The organism is Paenibacillus faecalis (assembly GCF_900289175.1).
Taxonomy (GTDB): Bacteria; Bacillota; Bacilli; order Paenibacillales; family Paenibacillaceae; genus Paenibacillus_AQ; species Paenibacillus_AQ faecalis.
Genome location: NZ_LT985747.1, coordinates 4,246,140 through 4,266,596 on the forward strand (window position 1 = coordinate 4,246,140; position 20,457 = coordinate 4,266,596).

General features: G+C 44.6%; 16 protein-coding genes. 6 read left to right on the forward strand and 10 right to left on the reverse strand.

Annotated features, from left to right (window positions below; genetic code table 11):
• Nucleotides 1-94: 94 nt before the first annotated feature.
• Both C8268_RS19860 and C8268_RS19865 read right to left on the reverse strand, forming a co-directional pair.
• Nucleotides 95-715, reverse strand: a complete 621-nt coding sequence (locus C8268_RS19860) for a hypothetical protein (protein ID WP_106769271.1) — start codon at nucleotides 713-715, stop codon at nucleotides 95-97.
• Between the two features lie 187 nt (nucleotides 716-902).
• Nucleotides 903-1,832, reverse strand: coding sequence for an ArsR/SmtB family transcription factor (locus tag C8268_RS19865; RefSeq protein ID WP_106769272.1), 930 nt, complete (start codon nucleotides 1,830-1,832; stop codon nucleotides 903-905).
• Between the two features lie 197 nt (nucleotides 1,833-2,029).
• Here C8268_RS19865 and C8268_RS19870 point away from each other — a divergent pair, with 197 nt between their 5' ends.
• Nucleotides 2,030-3,820 carry a glycoside hydrolase family 2 protein gene (locus C8268_RS19870; RefSeq protein WP_106769273.1) on the forward strand — a complete coding sequence of 597 codons (1,791 nt, stop codon included), beginning with the start codon at nucleotides 2,030-2,032 and terminating at the stop codon, nucleotides 3,818-3,820.
• A gap of 151 nt (nucleotides 3,821-3,971) precedes the next feature.
• Here the strand turns inward: C8268_RS19870 and C8268_RS19875 are convergent, their stop codons facing one another.
• A complete protein-coding gene (locus C8268_RS19875; protein ID WP_158702787.1) occupies nucleotides 3,972-4,580 on the reverse strand; it encodes an NAD(P)-dependent oxidoreductase in 609 nt (202 codons plus the stop codon).
• 178 nt (nucleotides 4,581-4,758) lie between these two features.
• On the opposite strand from C8268_RS19875, the gene C8268_RS19880 reads away from it, so the two are divergent.
• Entirely contained in the window at nucleotides 4,759-5,358 is a 600-nt protein-coding gene (locus C8268_RS19880) for a TetR/AcrR family transcriptional regulator (RefSeq protein WP_106769275.1), read from the forward strand.
• A gap of 219 nt (nucleotides 5,359-5,577) precedes the next feature.
• Here the strand turns inward: C8268_RS19880 and pckA are convergent, their stop codons facing one another.
• The 6 genes from pckA to C8268_RS19910 form a co-directional block, all read right to left on the reverse strand.
• Entirely contained in the window at nucleotides 5,578-7,158 is a 1,581-nt protein-coding gene (gene pckA, locus C8268_RS19885; RefSeq protein ID WP_106769276.1) for a phosphoenolpyruvate carboxykinase (ATP), read from the reverse strand.
• Between the two features lie 33 nt (nucleotides 7,159-7,191).
• Nucleotides 7,192-7,371: a GapA-binding peptide SR1P gene (locus C8268_RS19890; protein ID WP_106769277.1), complete on the reverse strand. Its 180-nt coding sequence runs from the start codon at nucleotides 7,369-7,371 to the stop codon at nucleotides 7,192-7,194.
• Nucleotides 7,347-8,378, reverse strand: a complete 1,032-nt coding sequence (gene gap, locus C8268_RS19895; RefSeq protein WP_106769278.1) for a type I glyceraldehyde-3-phosphate dehydrogenase — start codon at nucleotides 8,376-8,378, stop codon at nucleotides 7,347-7,349. Before gap ends, C8268_RS19890 begins: the two co-directional genes overlap by 25 nt.
• A gap of 231 nt (nucleotides 8,379-8,609) precedes the next feature.
• On the reverse strand, nucleotides 8,610-9,446 hold the full coding sequence (locus C8268_RS19900) for a carbohydrate ABC transporter permease (RefSeq protein ID WP_158702788.1): 837 nt from the start codon (nucleotides 9,444-9,446) through the stop codon (nucleotides 8,610-8,612).
• Nucleotides 9,431-10,366 (reverse strand): carbohydrate ABC transporter permease, encoded by a 936-nt coding sequence (locus C8268_RS19905; RefSeq protein WP_106769280.1) that lies wholly within the window; start codon nucleotides 10,364-10,366, stop codon nucleotides 9,431-9,433. Before C8268_RS19905 ends, C8268_RS19900 begins: the two co-directional genes overlap by 16 nt.
• 282 nt (nucleotides 10,367-10,648) lie before the next feature.
• Nucleotides 10,649-11,542 (reverse strand): helix-turn-helix transcriptional regulator, encoded by an 894-nt coding sequence (locus C8268_RS19910; protein ID WP_158702789.1) that lies wholly within the window; start codon nucleotides 11,540-11,542, stop codon nucleotides 10,649-10,651.
• Between the two features lie 118 nt (nucleotides 11,543-11,660).
• Here C8268_RS19910 and C8268_RS19915 point away from each other — a divergent pair, with 118 nt between their 5' ends.
• The 4 genes from C8268_RS19915 to C8268_RS19930 all read left to right on the forward strand — a co-directional run bounded on the left by C8268_RS19915 (nucleotide 11,661) and on the right by C8268_RS19930 (nucleotide 18,740).
• On the forward strand, nucleotides 11,661-13,637 hold the full coding sequence (locus tag C8268_RS19915) for a beta-galactosidase trimerization domain-containing protein (RefSeq protein ID WP_106769282.1): 1,977 nt from the start codon (nucleotides 11,661-11,663) through the stop codon (nucleotides 13,635-13,637).
• Nucleotides 13,638-13,866: 229 nt separating this feature from the next.
• Nucleotides 13,867-15,225 (forward strand): ABC transporter substrate-binding protein, encoded by a 1,359-nt coding sequence (locus C8268_RS19920; protein ID WP_158702790.1) that lies wholly within the window; start codon nucleotides 13,867-13,869, stop codon nucleotides 15,223-15,225.
• Nucleotides 15,226-15,358: 133 nt separating this feature from the next.
• Entirely contained in the window at nucleotides 15,359-17,134 is a 1,776-nt protein-coding gene (locus C8268_RS19925; RefSeq protein ID WP_106769284.1) for a sensor histidine kinase, read from the forward strand.
• Nucleotide 17,135: 1 nt separating this feature from the next.
• Nucleotides 17,136-18,740 carry a helix-turn-helix domain-containing protein gene (locus C8268_RS19930; RefSeq protein WP_106769285.1) on the forward strand — a complete coding sequence of 535 codons (1,605 nt, stop codon included), beginning with the start codon at nucleotides 17,136-17,138 and terminating at the stop codon, nucleotides 18,738-18,740.
• A gap of 125 nt (nucleotides 18,741-18,865) precedes the next feature.
• Here the strand turns inward: C8268_RS19930 and C8268_RS19940 are convergent, their stop codons facing one another.
• Nucleotides 18,866-20,455 carry a SagB family peptide dehydrogenase gene (locus C8268_RS19940; protein WP_106769286.1) on the reverse strand — a complete coding sequence of 530 codons (1,590 nt, stop codon included), beginning with the start codon at nucleotides 20,453-20,455 and terminating at the stop codon, nucleotides 18,866-18,868.
• Between the last annotated feature and the right edge of the window lie 2 nt (nucleotides 20,456-20,457).

Consider the following 20,457-nt stretch of genomic DNA (forward strand, 5'->3'; position numbering starts at 1 on the left):
ATATCATCTCGAATGATTTCATCTTTCAAAATGCAAAAAACTCCTTCACTTGGATGCGTTAGAAGGAGTTCTTGCAATCCCATTAACACGGGAATTAGTTGCTCACATGGAAACGTTCTTTCACAAAATCAAAGTCCAGCACCATGTCATTGAATTTTTTGAATTCTTCCGATTTCTCATCGTAAGGGTTGGATTGCGGGAGAGATAAGATCCAGACATATTTATCGTTTTCGTCTAATTTCTCGCCCAAAGCAGGTCCTTCTTCTTTTGCCATAATCTCGTAATTTTCTTTGGTCATCTTGCTGATCGTCATCAAAGGCCCGGAACTCTCATCAGCTTTACCATTTACGATTAGATAAAAGGATGTCTGCCAATCAATGTTTTTCATAATTTCATCCTTGCCTTCAACGATGCCAACAACCTCGGTCTCGGTGTTTGTCCACATCTCCGGAAGCTCCAGAGAAAACCCGCCTTCTTTACTAATGAAAGTTTCTACATCCGCCTCGTTCTCATGTCCGTCGCTCACAGGCTGTTCTTCCTTCGCTTCAACTTTCTTTTCCTCATTGCTCGTTTGCTTGCTGTCTTGCGCTTCTGCCTGCTGGTCCGATACCTTTGAAGCGTCTGCCGACTTATTATCCGAGCAGCCTGCCAGAAGGCCCACTGCCAGTACAGTTAGTATTGCAATACCCCATTTGCTTCTTTTAACGTTGTTCATTGATATGTATCCTCCCTGTTGTTCACAAACAAACATAATTTATATATTCAATGTACCAGCCAGATTGGAAGGAGTTGTATCAAAACAGTTAAAGCAAGATGACAATGTTATGAGAATCCGGTGAAAAGTGTGTAATAAATTCAGAAAATAATGAAAAACTGGATGGCTATATGCCCTCCTTCTTTTCCTATTGATATTCCCACGTCACTTCAATGTCCTGATCATAGTTTCCGAAGCCTCGTCCGAAGAGACTAACGCCCCCGGGATGTCTGGCTGAAGCGAGCGAAGCAATTCGGAAACGGATATCGCGGTTCTTTTCCATCGAAATTTCATGTACTGAAAAATCAGACATCCGGATGCCATCGAGAAATGTCCCTTCATGCGTGATTAGCAGCGTCTTCAATAAGCCATACTGTGTCATTTTGTCCGTCCACCATGCGGGGGTATACCTGCCTCTCTTATCTCCAAAATCACCGGGACAAGTCCAAGTAAGTAGTTCCTTCCCGTTTAATGAAAAAGTTATATCCGATGGCCAATCCTTTTGAAAGCCCGGGGCCTCCGAACACACTTCAAGCGAAATTCGCAAACTGGAAATCCGCTCGGTCGACACAGAATAATTCGGTAATCTGTACTCCACATATCCGCTTGCAAACCAGAGATGATCTGCTTTCACATGCTCAGGGTCTGCAAAATATCTCGGGTCGTCCACAATCCCGATCAGCTTGTCCCGTGAAGCCAAACCGCAGGTTGGTTTAATTTCATAATCGACGTACTGACCTACCGGAATCGAAAAGATATCACCCGTTGGTTGTTCTGCTACCGAGTCTGTTGTTTGATCAGCAAGCGAATTCTGGAACAGCAGTTCCACTTGCGTAAGCTTCAAAGAGCATCGCTTCTGCACACCTCGTATGCCCGGGACGCTCTCTGTTTCCACAATACCTGCTTCCTCCAACTTCTGTATGTGCTTTGTAATAATCGCAGAGGAAAGCTGCAATTTCTCCGCCAAATCCTTTATGTTATGCGGTTCTTCTCGTAAATAATCAATGATGCGAAGCCGTGTTTCAGAGCCGAGACTTTCAAAGAAAGACAGCTGCTCAATACTTACCGGTAATTTCATAATCGAACTCCTTAAATATAGTATGAGTTTAACCTTGAACTGCCGAGAACATTTAGTCTGATCTCATTATACAGTAACTTTCAGGTTAATTAAACAACTTAAAGGTTGACAACAATAGCGAAACGACTATAATTCAAGTTAATCAACAACTTACAACTTTATTATTAACTTTTCAGTTAATGAAAGGAGCTTCCCAAATGAATTCAGCAGCTTCACCATCACTTCAGCCAAGACCTGAACATCCTCAGCCGCAATGGGAACGTAAACAATGGATAAACTTGAATGGGGAATGGGAATTTGAGATGGACGATCAACGTACAGGAGACCTCCATCGCTTGTATGCACGAAAGCAACCGCTGAGCGGTCGGATTCAAGTGCCGTATTGTTACCAGAGCAAGCTGAGCGGAATTGATGACACAAGCTTTCATGATCTGGTCTGGTACCGCAAATCCTTTACCTTGCCGGCAGAGTGGTCTTCAAAACAAGTTTTGCTGCATTTCGGTGCCGTTGATTATAAAGCAGATGTATGGGTAAATGGACAGCATGTGATTTCTCACGAAGGAGGACATACTCCATTTTTCGCGAATATCACACATTCACTGCAAGACGGGGAAAATATCATTACCGTAAGGGCTGAGGATTTCAGCAAAGATAATGCCCTGCCGCGGGGGAAGCAATATTGGAAAGAAAAGTCCGAGTCCATCTTCTACACTGGCACGACAGGCATATGGCAAACCGTGTGGTTAGAAGCCGTGAGCAACGTCCATATGGAGAAAACCAAGTTTACTCCTGACATCGATCGCAACGAGGTTCAATATCGGTTGTATGTAAATGGACTCGATTCATTGGCAGCGACGCATAAAGTTGAAGCCTGCTTCACCATATCCTTTAAAAGCAAAGTCGTTACCGAACATAAAATCCGTGTAAACCATCGTGAAGAGTGGGGCTCCATCGGCTTGAACAATGAATACAACAATCGGGGAACTGATTATCACTGGTCTCCGGAAAATCCGAATCTGTTAGATGTGTCTCTTCAGCTTCTTGTCGATGGGCAGGTGATTGATGAAGTCGCCAGCTATTTCGGTATGCGCAAGATATCTATCCAACATGGCAAGCTTTGTCTGAACAATCATCCTTATACGATGCGGCTTGTATTGGACCAAGGATATTTTCCAGACGGACTATTAACCGCTCCTGATGATGCGGATTTTATAAAAGATATTGAGCTGACAAAAGCGATGGGCTTTAACGGTGTACGCAAGCATCAGAAAACGGAAGATCCTCGCTACCTGTATTGGGCAGACCGAATGGGCCTTCTTGTCTGGGGAGAAGCGGCCAATGCCTATCAGTATACGACGACATACGTCAACCGTTTCATGCGTGAATGGCAGGAGATCGTTGAACGCGACTACAACCACCCTTGTATTACCGTCTGGGTTCCCCTGAACGAAAGCTGGGGCATTCCACTCGTGCAGACTGACAAATGTCAGCAGCATCATGGTCTTGCCATGTATCACATGACCAAATCGTTTGATCCCTCAAGGCCTGTCATTTACAACGATGGCTGGGAAATGATGAACACCGATATTGTCGGCATTCACGACTATGAGTGGAAAGAACAAGTGTTGACTGAACGTTATGCGACAATAGAGAGTACGATTGAATCCACACCTGCTATGAAGCCTGTTTTTGTGGGCGGTGCCGAATATGAAGGACAGCCGATATTGGTGACCGAATTTGGCGGAATTAAATTCAAGAAGAGTGATTGGGATGGCTGGGGTTACTCAGGTGCGGAAAATGATGAAGATTTCAAAGCTCGTCTACAGGCCGTCATTCGTCCGATCTATCGATCCTCTGTCGTTCAGGGCTTCTGCTATACCCAGCTAACCGATGTTGAGCAAGAAATCAATGGCTTGCTCACCTATGATCGGGAGCCAAAACTTCCGCTCAAGGTTATTCACCAGATCGTAACAGGACAAGATCTGTAAAATTCATCGTAAAAGAAAAAAACACTGTAACAAAACCAAGCAGACTGCTCAAGAATGAAGCTTGAGCGGTCTGCTTTTTAACCTTTTTAACGGAAGACTGTTCCCTGAGCTTCATTGATTTATTCGTTCGCCTTGCTAGTTCGCTCATGGGTCAGCTGCTAATCGCAGGTGCCTGTCTAATATATTTTTGATCTGTCAGCTGCTCGTACATAAATTGGGACAAGTCCGCCCGCGAAAGCTGAAATCCTACCTCACCACGGCCATAGCTGCCTACCTTTACATAAGAGCTGCTCCCATTATCCTTCAAAGAAGGAACTCGGACCAATGTCCAATCCAGTTCGGATTCACGGATGATCGCAGCGGCTTTCGAAACTTCCTTCACAAGTTTAGGCATCGTCAATTTGACGATGCCATTGATGAGCGCACGCTGGAAATCCCGCTTGTCCAGCGCATCCTGATGACTGATAGCCGAAAGTGCAATCAGCCGCCGCACATTATGCTTTTGCATCGCCGCAACGATATTGGCCGTTCCTTCACTTACCGCTCCAATCAGTTCTATAACGGCATCGGTGTCTTTCACCGCCTTTTCAATTGCATCTATATCCGATAAGGTTCCTTTTATAATGGTTAATCTTTCATGCTGAAAGGTGATTTTCTCAGGACTTCGTGCAAATGCTACCACTTCATGTCCCTTAAGCAAAGCCTTCTTTATAAACAACCTTCCGGTTCTCCCCGTTGCACCAAACACCGTGACTCTCATCTCTATCCCCCCATCATTAATCAACATAAGTTGACTACTCAACACATGTTAATTAGTATCATAATAGGGTTAGCGCCCCAGTACAATTATCAGTTTGTCTCATCTGTTGCCTAAACAACATTTCAAAAAATTTGTTGTTTATCTTCATTGCATTCAAAGTTCAAGGAGCGAAGATTACATGAGAGAATACGTAAACAAAAATGATCCGCGGGCCAAAAAAACGAGAAGATACTTGCAGCAGGCTTTTATAGAGCTGCTCTCCGAAAAGGATTTTCAAGATATTACCATCAAAGATATTACGGATCGTGCGGAACTGAACCGGGCCACATTTTATGGACATTTTCAGGATAAATACGAGCTGCTGGATGAAACGCTGGGCTCCATGCTGGAGGATACCATTAATGCATGGGTCACGTTGGGTCAGGAGCCGAAAGAAGAAGATGTAGTCCGTGACCTGATGCTGGCTATATGCAAATGGCATGAGGAAACAAGCCAGGGCATTAACCGCAGGCTTACTTTATCGGCTGCCGTGGAGGAAAACGCCAAAAAGCGGCTGTACAACATCGTTTATAGCTGCATGGCCAGCTCTCATCACGGAAAGGCCGCAGATCCTCGGCGGGATGCGGAAATCAAGGCTACCCTTGTCAGCTGGTCCATCTATGGCATCGTCGAGCAATGGAGCAAGCAGCCTAGTAAAGAGAGTCCCGAGTCGCTGGTAGAACGGACACTGCCGTTAATTATTGCAAGCGTCAGAGCAAGCAGCTTTTCACAAGTATAGTTAGTCAGCATTCCTGCAAGTAGGTCCTGCAGCTGACTGCAACTATCCATATGTCATCCCCTATCAAATCTAGGGACTAAACAGTGTCGACCATACAAAAACAGGGCTGCACCAATATCAGGTGCGCCCTGTTAGAGCTAATCTCAAAACAATATATGAATGATAAACAGCTTGAATCTCTTCTCGCTCGGTAATGAGCGCTATGAAATCTAAATGTAGCTACACCTTGGGGCCAGCCATCCTGATGCTGTCCGACACCCCTTCAAACTTCTCAAAATTCCGATGGAACCGCTGCGCCAGCTCCCTTGCCTTGCGGTCATAGGCATCTTGGTCTGCCCAGACATTTCTCGGATCAAGAAGCTCTGAAGGAACCGACTGTACCTCATCCGGCATTAGCGTGCCAAACACCGGATGGGGACGGAACGATGCCTCTTCTATGCTTCCGCTAATAATAGCCGACACCATAGATCTGGTGTGCTCCAGATTTATTCGCTTGCCTATACCATACGGCCCGCCGCTCCAGCCTGTGTTTACCAGATAGACGCGCGTCTCATGCTTGGTGATTCGGTCTCCGAGCATTTCCGCATATACATCCGGCCGCAGCGGAAGGAACGGTTCCCCAAAACATGCGGAGAACGTCGCTTCAGGCTCCGTCACCCCGCGCTCGGTCCCCGCCACCTTGGAGGTATAACCGGACAGGAAATGATACATCGCCTGCTCCTTCGTCAGCTTGGATACTGGCGGCAGAACGCCGCAAGCATCGGCGGTCAAGAAAATAATAACCTTGGGATGGCCTCCGATTCCAGGAATGACTGAATCCTGGATGAACTCAATCGGATATGCAGCACGGGTATTTTCCGTCAATTCCGCATTATGGTAATCGGCTTCGCCCGAATCTGCATGAATGAACACGTTCTCCAGCACCGTACCGAACCGGATCGCATTCCAGATTTGCGGCTCCTTCATCTCCGTCAGCCCGATGCATTTGGCGTAACATCCGCCCTCAAAGTTAAAAATGCCTTTATCCGACCAGCCATGCTCGTCATCGCCAATTAAGCGGCGCTTCGGATCTGCCGATAACGTTGTTTTTCCTGTTCCCGACAAGCCGAAAAATAATGCCGTATCCCCCGCCTCGCCAACATTGGCGGAGCAGTGCATCGGCAGGACACCGCGGAATGGGAGCAAAAAGTTCATCACACTGAAAATCGACTTTTTCATCTCACCCGCATAGTGCGTTCCGCCAATTAACAGCACCTTCCGTTCAAAGGAAAGTGCGATAAACGTTTCGGAATTCGTACCGTCTATCATGGGGTCCGCCTTCACGCCAGGCATTGCAATGACCGTAAATTCAGGCTCATGGGTCATCAGCTCAGCTTCGGTTGGACGAATAAACAACTGATGGACAAACAGATTTTGCCAAGCGTGCTCATTTACAATTCGGATCGGCAAGCGATAGTCCCGATCTGCCCCTGCATAACCGTCGAATACGAATAGTTCGCGGTCCTCCATATATTTCATCGTCTTCTCATAGAGCGAGTCAAACTGTGCGGGGGTCAGCGCCTGATTAAAGCCTCCCCAAGCGATTCTATCCTGGGTATCGGTCTCTTTGATGATAAATTTATCCTTGGGTGAACGTCCGGTAAACTTTCCTGTTGTGATCTGCAGTGCACCTGTGGAGGTCAGCTGTCCTTCGCCGCGACGAAGAGCAGACTCGACCAGCTTCACAACCGTCAGATTGTGGGAAGCTGTCTTTACGTGTAAATCAGTAGTTTGTGTGTTTACTTTACTATTCGTCGTCACGGTTCATCCTCCTGTCCTTCCTGATCCTGCTAGTTATTCGAAATCAATTCCTCTTTGCGGCTCATGAATGCTGCTGTGCATCTGGCGGCATTCCGTCTTGTCGCATACACCATAGAAAACAGCAATTCTATCGGTATCCAGCGTATCTACCTGAGAGTTGCAATGCGTGCAAATAATAACACCCATTTTTACTTGTTGAGCGGAATCATACATGCCTCACTCATCCTCTCTTGTACCAGATTAGCCAAGTCAATGACTCTGCTTGCATATCCCCATTCATTGTCGTACCATGCCATCAATTTAATAAACCGATCGGATGCGCTAACAGTTAAACCGTCGATCACCGCCGATTTATCGTTGCCTATGAAATCAATGGAAACAAGCGGCTCCTCCGTGTAGTCCACATAAGCGGAGGACCTCCCCTTTGCCGCTTCACGCAGCTTTGCTCGAACATCCGCCGTGTTGGTATCATGTGAAACCTGCAAAGTCAGATCAATGAGCGATACGTCCTGTGTCGGCACACGGATAGAGCTTCCTTCCATACAGCCTGCTAGATGCGGAAGGACATCTTTCAAAGCTTTGCCCACCCCCGTTGTAGTCGGAACAATCGATTGTGTGCAGCCTCTTGCCCTCCGCAAATCCTTATGCGGATTATCCAGATGCCGCTGATCCGACGTAAAAGAATGGATGGTGGTCATCCACCCCCTCTGAACACCATAAGCTTGATCCAAAATATGCAATACAGGAGCCAAGCAATTGGTTGTACAAGAAGCTGCCGACAAGAGCTTGTGTTCTTTCGGGTCATACTTCTCATCATTGACTCCCATAACGATCGTCAAATCCATATTCTCTCCCGGCGCCGTAATAATGACCGTTTCAGCACCGCCGATTTGATGCAGCTTCGCACCCTCACGGTTGTTGAACTTACCGGTTGCATCCATAACGATGTCAACGCCGAGCTTCTTCCACGGGATTCGGGAAGGGTCACGTTCATAAACAACCTGAATGGCATGATCGTTGATTAATAGAACATCCCCCTCTACCCGAATGTCTGCTTCCCACGTTCCATGAATCGAATCATATTTCAACAAATGAGCAATCGTCTCAATCGGATGCATGCTGTTGATCGCTTTCAGATCGCTGGTCTTGCCGAGCATCAGCTTTCGGATCAACAACCGCCCAATCCGCCCCATACCGCTAATGCCGATTCCTGGATTCATCTTATCTCCTCCATATATGCATGATTTTCCATCTACCCTACGCAATTAATGTACAATAATATCGAATAATATACAATATATAGCAGCATATTTATTTATGAAAAATTATTTATGACGTATTATTTATAGGTAATATATCGTATTAAATGAGAGTAGTCTCTATTAAAACCTAAAAGGACTGACCCCATTAAATTAGGATCAGTCCTGGTTCATGTTATGTGTTTTCATAGGTCAGCCTTTGACGGCACTGCCCACAATTCCCTCTACGAAATAGCGCTGCGTAAAAGCAAAGAACAACAGTGTTGGAATGATAGCGAGACTGGCTCCGGCCATTTGGAGCGCATATTGCGGTCCGGCCTCACCTTGAAAATATTGCAATCCAACCGTTATCAGCTGTTTATTGATATCGGTAATGAAGATAAAGGGAGTGACATAGTCGTTCCATACCCAAATAAACGTGAATATGATCATCGTGACGATCGCGGGAACGGCTAACGGAAGCATAATTCGATAGTAAATCTTGAAATGAGAGCAGCCATCAATCATGGAAGCCTCGGACAATTCCCTTGGAATCACGATAAAAAATTGCCGAAGCAAGAATAAGAAAAACACATCGAATGCCGCGGGAATAATAATGACCCATTGCGTATCGATCAGGTTCATATAGTTGTAAATTAAATATCTTGCAACGATGGTTAAGTCACCAGGAATCATAATCGTGGCCAGCAGCACCATGAAAATCCAGTTCTTTCCGCGGAAATCAAGCCTCGCAAACGTATAGGCCGCCATCGTTACAATGAATGTACGGAATACAATCGTTAACAGCACAACCCGAATGGAGTTCCAGTACCAAGTAAAAAAGAATTTATGGTTGAACAGGTATGGGTAGTTATCCCAGTTGATTCTGCTAGGTATAATCTCCAAAGGTTTATCGAACACATCTCCCGTATACTTGAAAGAAGCCGATATCATAAAGATGAACGGGACGACCATCATCAGTCCGACGGCACACATAAACAAGGAATACAGCGTCTTTTTTCCATCCACTCTTTTTAATAGTGCACCCATTTTTTCTGTCCTTTCCATTGAATGATAGTGATCACAAGCACGATCAGGAACAAGAGTACGGACTGCGCTCCAGCATAGCTGAAATGGTTGTAGGAAAACGCCTCTTCATAAATGTTATAAGAGATAACGCGGGAAGCATCTCCAGGGCCTCCATCACTGTACACTTTAATAGCGCTATAGTTTTGCAGCGCATTAATGATGCTAACAATAATCAGGAAAAAGGTCGTTGGCGATATCATCGGCAGCGTAACATTGGTTATTTTCTTCCAACGGCTCGCCCCATCGATTTCAGCAGCTTCGTACAATTCCCTTGGGACACCTTGCAGCGCCGCCAAATACACAATGGTATGGAAAGCCGAACCCTGCCAGACGCTAATCAAGGCAACGGTAGGAATGACCTCTTTCGTACCAGCCAGCCACATCGGTGGATTGTCTATACCAAGATAGCCGAGCAACATATTGACCGGCCCGTTAAAAGGGTCCAGTAGGATAGCAAACACCATCGCTACCGCAACGAGGTTAGAGACGTAAGGCATCAAGATCAGCGTGCGAATAACGGTTCTTCCATAGAAAGCCTTATTAAGCAAAAGTGCCATCACGAATCCAAAAATCAACACACTCGGCACATAGATCAAAATGTAATAAAAGCTTTTCAGAAACGCTTTTAACGCCACCTCATCTTGAAATACCTGGATGTAGTTGCTTAGACCGATCCATTTAACATCCTTCAAATCCATAAGAGAGTTATAGTTTAAAAAGCTAAGAACGATAGCGTATACGACAGGAATAAGAGCAAAAATAATGAAGCCGATCATAAACGGCATAATCATCATAACTGCCGCACGTTCTTCCTGTTTCTTCAAATTAAATGTTGTTCGGGACTTGTTGAGAGATAACAACCTCTTCGCTCGGGTCGTCAATGATAACCACTCCCTTATCTTTGATTGTATTTTGCGGCTTGAACATTACATACAAAGTATAAGAAACCGTAGAAAGGCGATGAATTCATATTCTTCAGATTCATTTGTCTTTTCTGCATCTTTTAAGAAATGCCGATGACATCTGATGTCATGTAAAACCTTCACAAGGTCCAGTCCATATCTTTTTTACATTTTCTTTGCACTATTTCACAAGCGTTCACGGTTTCGTCGTCTGCCGTTTCGATGTCATCGAACGAAAAAACGCCAGAACGATGATCAACATCATTCTGGCGGGCGATTTTCCATATTTGCCATGCTTGCATTAGCGTCCCGATATTGCTTAGGGGTCATGTCAAAGTTTTTTCGAAATAACCGAATAAAGTAGTTGGAACTGCTAAAGCCGTTCCTTTCAGCGATCTCCTGTACGGACAAATCCGAATGCTCAAGCTGTGATTTAGCATTTAAAAGACGAATGTGATTCAAATAAGCAACCGGGGTCATTCCGGTATGTTTCTTTAAACAGCGGGACAAATAATCATAATGAAAATGCAGCGCTTGTTCCATATGCTTCGATTGAAACGAAGCACCGATATGAAGATTCAAATATTCAATAACAGCCTCCGCCAAATGTGCCGAGCTTGGCATATCGCTCACCCGCAGCGCATCCTGCATTTTCATCAGTAAATCGGCCAATGTAACCTGTAAAGCCAGAGCATTCTCTGTTGAAAACATTTGATGCAGCTCAAGCATACGATCAAGAACCGGGAAAATCGGGTTTAAATTCAATGGACCGAACTTAGGTATGTACATAAACTGCTTGGCCGGCTCCAGATCAACATCTGTCCCTCTCCGAAGTTTATACGACCATGGAATATCGGTGCGTGGCAATAGTCTCTCTGCTTCTTGAAGCATGAAATGCACCCAATACACCTCGCTTTGCTCATCCGTTGCACGATAGCCCCAGTGTGTTTTATTGGGTTCCAGCACGAGAACATGCCCTGCGGTTAATTGATATTCTTTTTCTTCCTCCTGAATATAGAGTCCGCCCTCTTTAACGAACACGACATCGTAAATGCCAAACCTACGTTTAAAATGCTTCATTCCTTTCGACCAGTAAGCGTGTCCTACCGTTATGAATTGGGGCAGCGGCGGGATCTGAATTTCTAAACATTCCATACAGCAGCTCTCCTTGAAAGTCGATATTGTGCTATAAGTAGTCGTTTTAGCATCTTTCATAATCAAGCGCCTATGACTATATTAAAACCGAATACTTTTATTATAAAGGAGAATTCGTATGCGTTTTCGACAAGTTCATCTTGATTTTCACACTTCGGAACACATCATGGACATTGGAACCAAGTTTGACAAAGCCCAATTTCAGGAAATGCTTCAGCTCGGCCATGTCGATTCGATTACCGTCTTTTCGAAATGCCACCATGGCTGGGCCTATCACCCGTCGGAAGCCAATGAAATCCATCCTCATCTCCACTTTGACCTGCTGGGAGCCATGATCGAGGCAGCTCATGAAATCGGTGTCAAAACGCCGGTGTATCTATCTGCCGGTCTGGATGAGAAGCTCGCTCGGCACCATCCGGATTGGCTATTCCGTGACAAGAACGATCAGACCACCTGGGCCAAAGGCTTTATGGTTCCCGGATACCATGAGTTATGCATGAATTCCCCGTACCTTGATATACTTGTCAAACAAGTCGAGGAGGTTGTAACCCGTTATCCGGTAGACGGACTTTTCCTCGATATTGCCGGTAAGAAATCATGCTATTGCCACAACTGTGTAAATGCGATCCTTCAGGAAGGCCATGATCCCCGAGATATAGAAGCTATGGAAGCGCTCTGGGAAAGGACGTATTCCAATTATACCAAGCGTATAAATGGCGCAGCACATGCGCTGAAACCAGGACTCCCTATCTTTCATAACGGAGGACATATTACTCGCGGAAGACGCGATCTGGCTTTTATGAATACCCATCTGGAATTGGAGTCATTGCCTACTGGCGGATGGGGATACGATCACTTTCCACTCTCGGCACGCTACGCGCAGCAGCTGGGAATGGATTTTCTCGGCATGACCGGAAAATTCCACACCACCTGGGGCGAGTTCGGCGGATACAAACACCCGAATGCACTTCGGTACGAAACAGCACTAAGCATTGCCAATGGCGCTCGCTGCTCAGTAGGCGATCAGCTTCATCCAGAAGGCTGGATGGACCCTGCGACTTATGAGCTGATCGGAGCTGCCTATCGTGAAGTAGCTGAAAAAGAACCATGGTGCACAAATACAAATAACATCGCGGATGTTGCGTTACTCACTCTGGAAGCGGTAGGTAAACATCACAGCGGTGAAGAACAGGCTGCCAGAACGTCTAAATCCGATGCGGGCGCCGCTCGCATACTGCTTGAGGGACATATCCTGTTTGATGTCATTGATCTGGAAAGCGACTTTGACCGTTACAAGGTCATTATTCTGCCTGACAAAGTGTTCATCGATCAACCGCTTAAGCACAAATTAAATGCCTATATTCAAAATGGCGGTAAAATTTTGGCGACCGGGCAATCCGGCCTGCAAGAAAACCACACAGAGTTTGCAATCGATCTGGGCGTACGATGGGTGGAGGAAAATCCATATCGGCCGGATTATTTCAAGCCGCATTTCCCATTAAAAAGCCTTGGCAACGCCAGCTTCATTCAATATTCACAAGGTCAAAAGGTCGAGCTTGCCGGCGGAACTGAGCTGGGACAGCGTGAAGATCCGTATTTCAACCGGGATATCTTCACCTTCTGTTCACACCAACACTCCCCTAACAGAGGAACCTACGGCGGCCCGGGTATGGTCGAAGGAACTGGCGGTATTTATATGGCCTGGAGCGTGTTTGATGAATATGCCACAAAGGGCAGCTTATCGCTGAAAGAAAGTATTCTTTATGCACTGAATCATCTGCTGACGGATCGAAAAACGCTAGAGACCGACCTGCCTGCCCAGGGCGTTGTGACCCTCCAACAGCAGCAAGCGGAACATCGGTATGTGAACCATGTGCTGTATGCTTCCCCGGTAAAGCGAGGAGAACAAGTAGAAATTATTGAAGATATCATTCCCGTGTATGATATTCAGGTCACCTTGCGACTGCCGGAACCAATCAAACGAGTATATTTGGCGCCACAGCAGCAGGAAATCCCGTTTCAGCAAACAGGCGGAACCATTGTCTATACACTTCCGAAAGTAGAGTGCCATCAAATGGTTGTATTAGAATATTAGTAACCGTTTCGTGACGGTTCTTGATGTTCAATCATCGATAAATGCAATAATTCTGTAAAAAAGATAAATCCCGTGAATGATCTGATGCAATCCTATGTTAAAGTCGTTATTTGACAGAAGAATAAACATTAAGAAGTATAAACGAAAACGTAATATAGCAATTAATTTCCCCTTGAGAAACTCACTATAATGGAGTTGTAATTCACCAATTACGGAGGGGGAAATGAAATTGAGAACATGGAAACAACACCAGCTGCTCATGACAGCGCTGGCAGCCGTTATGCTGATCTCGTTGTTGGCAGGCTGCGGTTCGAAAGAGAGTACGGAACCATCTGCCGTTTCAGAAAATTCCGCACAAGAAGAGAAGTCTGAACCGGTTACACTTACAATGTTTATGGAGGCCAAAGAAGCCGATAATCCAGACACCAAAAGATTGAACGATGATTTCACAGCAAAGACCGGAATTAAAATTGAACCGGTGATCGTCCCTGGCGAAGGTCCCGAAATTTTCAAAAAAATTGATATTTCCGTCACAAGCGGAGACAAAACCGATATTATCAATCTGAGCAACAAATTGATTGAGCAAAAATATGCCGAAAGCGGCTGGCTTCTTCCGATGGATGAAATGATCGCAAGTGAAAATTATGACGTGGACAAAATTTACGGTAAATATCTCTCACGTTATAACGACAAAGTTTACAGCCTGCCTGTTCTGGCATCACAGTGGACCGTTTTCTACAACAAGCAAATTTTCGATGAGGCCGGTGTACCATATCCGAAAGGAGAATGGACCTGGGACGAATATATCGAAACTGCCAAAAAATTAACCGATAAAGATAAAGGAATTTATGGTTCCTACATGCTCGACTACGATGTGTATATGTACATGCTTGCCAGACAAAACGATGTGCCAGGCTATAAAGAGGACGGAACTTCAAATTATGACGATCCGGCATACAAAGAAAGCTTGAAGTTTTTTGGCGATCTGGGCAACACGCATAAAATTCAACCGAGCTGGCTTGAGTTTAAAACAAGGAAATTAGCTTGGGACGGTTTTACAACCGGAAATTACGGAATGCACTTTATCGGGGATTGGTATCTCGGCGTTTTCACCGATAAAGCGAACTATCCTCTCGAATGGAAATGGGGCATCACGCAAATTCCGACCGACGGAAAAGGCAATAACAACTTGGGGATCAGCTCAGGGTACGGAATTTCCAAAAACTCGGAGCACCCGAAAGAAGCCTATGAATACATTAAATTCGTTGCAGAAAACAGATACAAATATAAGAATCAGTTCCCGGCCCGAGTAGACTTAAGTCAAGAAGAATACGACAAAATGTTTAAAACGATCTCAGACAGTACAGACGGTGATGTGACCGTTGAAGATTTGAAAACAGCATTGATCGACAACAACCTGGGCTTTGTACAGGAAAAAATTATCGGACCCGCAGCAACCGAGTACGGCAACATTATCCTTGAAGAAAGCGAAAAATATTTAATCGGGCAACACTCTCTGGACGAAGCTGTGCAAGCGATCAAGAAACGTGCAGACGAAGCGATTAATAAAGAGAAAAACCTGCAATAGACACACATCATAAATGAAAGCGCCTTCTAAGCATGTTATGCTATAGGGAAGGCGCTCTCTCCTATTTTACATACACACCGGAATTTTTCATTACCGCTCTTTTTTATGACCGTTGTCTCAACTGGAGGATGGAATGAAAAATATAAAAGATATTTTCCGAAAAAGCATTCGCGCCAAAATATTTGTCTCATTTATTGTTGTTATGGTTTTCACAACATTAGCCGTCAGTTTAGGAAACTACTATGTATTCAGACATATTTTAAATGAAAAAGTCAGTGAATCCGTATCGAACAATTTAAAATACATTGCAAACGATATTCAGGGGAAATTGGGTAAAATCGAGGCGTTAGCGGATTATGTATACACGAATTATGATATTCGCAGAATTCTAACGAAAAGTTATGAAAATGATTCAGAGTTTTACATGGACTCGCTAAAAATCGATGAAATTCTGGAAAACTATCTGATTAACACCGACTTGTCCCCGTATGTCTCTTTAATTATCGTCAATGGAGAGTGGAGCAGTCCCTTTATATATGGACCGGATGCAGGCCGTATTAACGAAGCATCCATTATGCCATTTCGCTTTGATGATGCACTTAAACAATCAAACGGTCAAATTATATGGCACGGGATTCAGAAGAAAGATGTTATACTGCCTACTTCGCAAAAATATGTCATTTCCATGAGCAGAGTGATCAAGGATTTAAAATATGCGAAGAACATCGGAACGATGCTCATCTATATTGATGTCGACTTCTTCTCGGACTATTTCGCAAATACGGGAAAGCAGACCACTTTTTTAATTGCCGATCAACATAAAAAACTCGTATTTCATACCGATCCGTCCTTAATCAATACGGAATATTCGATAGTTGAAGAAATCGGGGAATCGTCTACCAAAAATTATTTTGTTAAATCCGATAACGGAATAAAGAAACTTTATACCTATAGCTTCGTGGAGAAATATAACTGGTGGATCGTCGAATCTCTACCTTTAAACACATTGTTCCAGGATAAAACTTTGATTTTAATGACCACGGCAGGTATATTTATGCTCTCGCTTCTTATTACGGGTGTTATCTGGTATGTGATTCTGTCCAACCTCGTCCGGCCGATCAAAGCTTTAACCCAAGTAATGAATGAAGTGGATGATATCCATTCTTTAAAGAAAGTAGATGTCACCAGCGTAGATGAAGTAGGTCAGTTAAGTGAAAAATACAATTATATGATCGATAAAATCAACGAACTGATCCACAATCTGCTGGAGGAGCAAACTCGAAAAAAAGATGCGGAATACAAGGCGCTGCAAGCACAGATCAATCCACATTTTTTATATAACACTTTAAATACGATCCGTTGGATGGCGATTATTCAGAAAAATGACAGCATCAAAGAAGTGGTTGAAGTCATGGGCCGATTGCTGAAGAACACATTCAAATCACCGGAGTCGCAAATTGTGATCCAGGATGAAATCCAGCTCATTCAGGACTATATTTATATCCAAAAATTAAGATACAATGATAAATTTGAACTCATTTTTGATCTTGAAGAGCAATGTCTTTCCTATTACTGTTTGAAATTCATGCTTCAGCCCATCGTGGAAAATGCGATATTTCACGGCATTGAGCCGAAAGAGGGACAGGGAACCATCACCATCCGACTTAGGCAAATAGAGCAGCATTTGATTTTTGAGGTGATGGACGACGGGATCGGGATGTCAGAACAGCAGCTAGATGCTCTCTTGCATGGCGAACATTCGAAGAAAGAGCGAGGGATTGGCTTATACAACGTAAATGAACGGATTCAATTATCCTATGGCAAAACATACGGTGTGCAAATTGTAAGCAGTCAAGAGCCTGGGTTTACTTGTGTAACCATCAAGATTCCAATCATTCGAGGTGATTGATATGTATACAGTCATGATTGTGGATGACGAAATGTTGGCCCGCGTTGGGATCAAGTCGATGATCCCTTGGGAAGAACATGGGTTTCATGTCATCGGTGAGGCGGAAAACGGACGTAAAGGCCTGGAGATGGCTCAAAAGCTATCTCCAGATATCATTCTGACCGATATTAAAATGCCGATTATGGATGGAATCTCTTTTATGAAACAGTATAAAGCCCTTGGTGGAGAAGCCAAGTTTATCGTATTAAGCTCATATGACGATTTCGACATCGTAAAGGATTCCATGAAGATGGGCGCAGAAGATTATATTATTAAATTAGAGATGCAGCCTCATGCTCTCATTGAAATATTACGTCAGGCTGCTGACAAGATTGAGGCAGAACGCGAGGAAAACAAACGATATTTAAAGCAGCAAAAAATGTATGAAACCAACAACAAACTCATGAAGGATCAGCTTCTGAAAAGCTTGCTGTTCGGCTGGATTTTTGAAGATACTGAAGCTGAAGAGCGGTTGAAAGATGTTCATATTCATTTAAATGCAGAGGGTATTGTTTGTATGGTACTGCAGATCGATAATTTGGATGTGTATAACGGATATGCCGAGAAAGACCGAAAAATTCTGGATTATGCTGCATTGAACATTATTGAGGAAATTCTTGAGCATTTCAAAACCGGGAGCGCCCTGTCCCTCAACCCCACTCAGTATATCATTATATTTTCCTGTGAATCCGAATCCGGTCAGAATGATTTTATCGATAAAATAAGCAATCAAATGAAAACAGCTCTTAAAACATACCTGAATCTCTCGGTATCGGCAGGGATCAGCAATATCCATCAAGGGTACTTGAGTATCGAAACCGCCTATTTAGAAGCAGTGCAAGCGGTGCAGGCATGCTTTTTTCATCCTCGGGGCTGTACGATTATGTTTAGCCAGCATCATGACAAATTGCTCAAAAAAGAAGCTTTGGAAGATGATCAAACGATTCAAAAGACCATTCAAGCGATCCAATCCGGCAATATTGATATGATCAAGCAAGGGTTTGAACAGCTATATCAACTCTTCGAAGAGTTCCGTTGGCCGACAAGAGAAATGGCTAAAGGGTTTTGCTTTCTATTACTGTTTCAAGTGAAATCGATACTGGAGACGGCCGATAGCGAAACGCTGTTCCGCGATATTGAGAACTGTATCACTTCGCTCGATTTTCATCATTGGCTGAAAAATGTCGAGCAGGCGATCCATTCCTCCCTATCCGCTATGCCCGAAGCGTCCAATCTGGTATTGCGCATGAAGCAGTATATTGACCGTAACTATCAGCACAATATTACGCTAGAGATCATTTCGGAACACTTTCATTTGTCGCCCAATTATTTGAGTAATTTGTTTAAGCGGGAAACAGGGAATACATTCGTGGAGTACTTGACCAAAGTAAGAATTGATCATGCCAAGCAGCTGCTAAAAGATACAGATAAAAAAATGTTTGAAATCGGCAGAGCCGTTGGATATGAGAACGAATACTATTTTAGCCGCGTATTTCGCAAAGTGGCCGGAATCCCGCCCATACAATACAAAAAAAGTATCCTGTCCTGTCATCGTCAAAGCATATGAATCTCCCCTTTGTTTGTCACCCCGACCTATAGATAACGAGAAAACAAACTTTCCAGCCCTTTCACTTCCCAGTAGGAAGTGGGAAGGGCGTTGTTCATGTTTCAGTGAAGCTTCCCCCTGCTCTTCTAACCATGCAGCCCTCCCGTCAATCGAGGACCATGACGATAGGGTCCTACCGGGACTTGAATCAGACTGGTTAACTCTTTCGTAGTTATCTTGTAAATCTCATCGCTCAATCCGACATCAAAACCGAGAAGCGGATGACCCCCGAACCCGATAGCCGATGCCGCTAACAGCAAGCGCTGTACAAGCATCCCCGCTTCCATCTGTTGAATCCGGTATCCTCTGTACCCCATCTCAGTTGTGAGATGTTCCTTATCCCCAACGATATGAAAGCATAGCGGTACTTGTAACAGATTCACATTATCCGAAGGCATCCCCAGCTGGAGCTTGAGCCGATGATCCCCATGGCGTAATGCTCGGAGCACATGAGCTTTGCTATCATATTGGTATGCGCCTTCCGGAATCCCCTCCACGTTATACAAACAGACGTACAGTGAAACACGAGGATCAAAGGTCTCATGGGCTTCGTCCAAATCATTCAAATATCTATAAGAAGCCGTTGCCTCCACCAGCAGTAGAGCCAACTGCTCTTGACTCACCTTACCCAACATAAAATCACTATTCGGTGAATACCGCTTTCGACTTACTGGTGCCAGATCATACGACAACCGATCCACATTAGGCAAATACACCACCGGATCCTCGCTGTGAAGTGCTGGCTGTTCCCTAATTCGCGCTACCGGCAAAAATGATTCCAAAAGGGATGCCTCATTCATTTGGGTGAGCATCGGAAAATCCTTGACTCTTCGGGATTTCACGTAATGATCATGCTGGAGCCTTGGCAGCTCCCGGCATAAGTTAGTCGCAGTGATAGGAGTGACACCTTCCTCCCTCCAATTTCTATGGGCAAACCAAGAAAGCGCAGGCTCCACCGACAGCGGAATCACCGCATATACGCTTTCCTCTTGCTCAGTTATCCCGAGAAGATGATTGACAGCTCGATCAAGATATTGAAAAAATACCCCCGACGTAAAACCAAACCGTTTAGCCACTTCCAACAGCTGCCCGATCAGCGTACCGGCATCAAGTCCTTGCAGGCGATAGGAAAAGTTATTGTATTTAAAAAAGTTTTTCCAAAACATCGTCGTCACAAAAACCGTACCAAAACAAGCCGGCGTATCATAACGATCACCGAGAGCTCTGGCTAAATAAGAATCAAAGTGACCTTCACGCAGCAGCACCAAACGGTGATGTGCCACATCATAATGGTATACTCCCGCAGGTAGATCCTCGATCTTCAAATATACATATAATTCATTCGGATATAGCGCTCCCCCGGAGGGAGCAAACCGCCGGTACATCTGTAGTAAATTCGTTGTTGGAACCATAAAGTTGGAGGCAAGGATGGATTGAGACAATTGAGTGAGCCCGAATGCGTGCCAGAGAAAGTGACCGATCTGACGAAGATTCGGCTGCATCTTTGCTTCACAGCCTTCGAGCGTCAGCGGTGCTTCCGGACATAACGGAACCGCAGGCAAACGGCGATAGAGCTTATATGCAAGCGGTCCGTCCTCCCAATCCACAACCAAGTTCGGCGGTTTGGTCTTGTCTATGTCATAATGCAGATTGTGCAAAAATGTTTCCAAACTCATCC

What these genes read in the sequence shown, in the direction of transcription:
- C8268_RS19860 (WP_106769271.1), bottom strand. Translation starts at nt 715, where the DNA reads ATGAACAACGTTAAAAGAAGCAAATGGGGTATTGCAATACTAACTGTA.
- C8268_RS19865 (WP_106769272.1), bottom strand. Translation starts at nt 1,832, where the DNA reads ATGAAATTACCGGTAAGTATTGAGCAGCTGTCTTTCTTTGAAAGTCTC.
- C8268_RS19870 (WP_106769273.1), top strand. Translation starts at nt 2,030, where the DNA reads ATGAATTCAGCAGCTTCACCATCACTTCAGCCAAGACCTGAACATCCT.
- C8268_RS19875 (WP_158702787.1), bottom strand. Translation starts at nt 4,580, where the DNA reads ATGAGAGTCACGGTGTTTGGTGCAACGGGGAGAACCGGAAGGTTGTTT.
- C8268_RS19880 (WP_106769275.1), top strand. Translation starts at nt 4,759, where the DNA reads ATGAGAGAATACGTAAACAAAAATGATCCGCGGGCCAAAAAAACGAGA.
- C8268_RS19890 (WP_106769277.1), bottom strand. Translation starts at nt 7,371, where the DNA reads ATGTATGATTCCGCTCAACAAGTAAAAATGGGTGTTATTATTTGCACG.
- gap (WP_106769278.1), bottom strand. Translation starts at nt 8,378, where the DNA reads ATGAATCCAGGAATCGGCATTAGCGGTATGGGGCGGATTGGGCGGTTG.
- C8268_RS19900 (WP_158702788.1), bottom strand. Translation starts at nt 9,446, where the DNA reads ATGGGTGCACTATTAAAAAGAGTGGATGGAAAAAAGACGCTGTATTCC.
- C8268_RS19910 (WP_158702789.1), bottom strand. Translation starts at nt 11,542, where the DNA reads ATGGAATGTTTAGAAATTCAGATCCCGCCGCTGCCCCAATTCATAACG.
- C8268_RS19915 (WP_106769282.1), top strand. Translation starts at nt 11,661, where the DNA reads ATGCGTTTTCGACAAGTTCATCTTGATTTTCACACTTCGGAACACATC.
- C8268_RS19925 (WP_106769284.1), top strand. Translation starts at nt 15,359, where the DNA reads ATGAAAAATATAAAAGATATTTTCCGAAAAAGCATTCGCGCCAAAATA.
- C8268_RS19930 (WP_106769285.1), top strand. Translation starts at nt 17,136, where the DNA reads ATGTATACAGTCATGATTGTGGATGACGAAATGTTGGCCCGCGTTGGG.
- C8268_RS19940 (WP_106769286.1), bottom strand. Translation starts at nt 20,455, where the DNA reads ATGAGTTTGGAAACATTTTTGCACAATCTGCATTATGACATAGACAAG.